Origin of the sequence: Actinosynnema sp. NPDC023658, from assembly GCF_040639995.1 — a bacterium.
In the GTDB taxonomy this organism is placed as follows: domain Bacteria; phylum Actinomycetota; class Actinomycetes; order Mycobacteriales; family Pseudonocardiaceae; genus Actinosynnema.
The window spans coordinates 1-1,255 of sequence record NZ_JBFAAX010001356.1 but is presented as its reverse complement, the minus strand read 5'-3'; the positions used below and the strand labels follow the sequence as shown (position 1 = coordinate 1,255).

Below are 1,255 nucleotides of genomic sequence, written 5' to 3'. Positions count from 1 at the left end.
GTCCGGCCGGGTGCCCGGACCGACCGGGGTGCTGGGATCGCTGCGGGTTATCCGCTGACCGAGGCCGAGAAGTTGTTCACGGCCAGGCCCACGCCGCCGTTCCACGGTTCGAAACCGGCCTGGATGCTGGTCAGGTACCAGGACGTGGTGATCGCGCCGCGGTTGCGCACGTCGTTGATGAAGTCGAGCACGCTGAACGACCACGACGAGATGGCGGACGGCGCCACGTAGGAGATCACGTTGTTGGAGCCGTTGCTACCGCGCCACACCTGCCAGGTGCGACCGCCGATGGTGGTGTTGCCGACGACGCTGCCGATCGGCTGGATCGAGCCCTGGCGGTTGAACCAGATCATGATCTCCATCTGGTTCACGCCGTTGGTCTTGGGCGTGGGGTCCAGCCAGATGTCGTACGCGGCGTCGAAGGTGCCGCTCGCGTAGGAGAAGTTGATCGACGAGGTCGCGCTGCGGATCCGGCTGACCTGCATCGGCAGGTTGCTGCCCGGCGAGCAGTTGGTGTAGTGGCAACCGAGGAACACCGACGGGTACGACACGGGTGCGCCGTTCGTCGGGGACGAGCCCTGCTGCTGGGTGATCCGGAAACCGGTCGAGGTGACGTTGATGCACTGGGTGGCCGAGGTGCCCCATCGGTTGTTCTGGACCACGTAACGGCCCTGGATGGTGGTCGACCCGTACTGGTCGCAGATCGTGGTGTCGGCCTGGGCCGGCCCGGCTGCGGCGACCACCGCGCTGGCAGCCATCAAGCCTGCCAACACGAAAGCCCGGACGGTGCTTCGCATGAAACTCCTTTCGAAAGGTCCACGACGGCGGGGAGCGACTCTCTGGGAGCGCTCCCAGCGTAGACCGAAATGCGACGCACCGCACCGGTCGGTCCACGGTCGGCCTCCGATCGCGGGCCGACGGGCCACCGTTCCGGGCACGGCGGGAGCAGGGTTCCCGACCGCCGGAAACCCTTTCCACCACCCATTTCACCGCGGCGAGCGGCCACGGCGGCAGGTCGGGAGAGCCCGGCCGTTGCTGCGATCAGGCGAAATCCTGCCGACCGTCACCGGAGGTGGGGTGAAGCCCTGCCGACCGCCGCGAGCCGGTCGGGCGAAACCCGCCGGCCGCGGCGGGTGGTCAGGCGAGACCCTGCGGGAACGCCAGGACGCGGTCCGGGTCGTACCGGCGCGCGACGCGGCGCAGGCGGGGCAGGTTGCGGCCGTAGTAGGCGGTCGGCCAGTCCGGCTTGTCGGGA

The 1,255-nt window shown here is 68.8% G+C and carries 2 protein-coding genes; both read right to left on the bottom strand.

The genetic code is table 11. The annotated features are described in order from the left end of the window. Window positions 1–47: 47 nt before the first annotated feature. Window positions 48–797, bottom strand: a complete 750-nt coding sequence (locus tag AB0G02_RS40935; RefSeq protein WP_360806156.1) for a glycoside hydrolase — start codon at window positions 795–797, stop codon at window positions 48–50. A gap of 340 nt (window positions 798–1,137) precedes the next feature. After that, the coding region (locus tag AB0G02_RS40930) for a BBE domain-containing protein (RefSeq protein WP_360806159.1) at window positions 1,138–1,255 on the bottom strand (118 nt) is incomplete at its 5' end.

Excerpts from the sequence above, each read along its gene's own strand:
- AB0G02_RS40935 (WP_360806156.1), bottom strand. The coding sequence starts at position 797 with ATGCGAAGCACCGTCCGGGCTTTCGTGTTGGCAGGCTTGATGGCTGCC.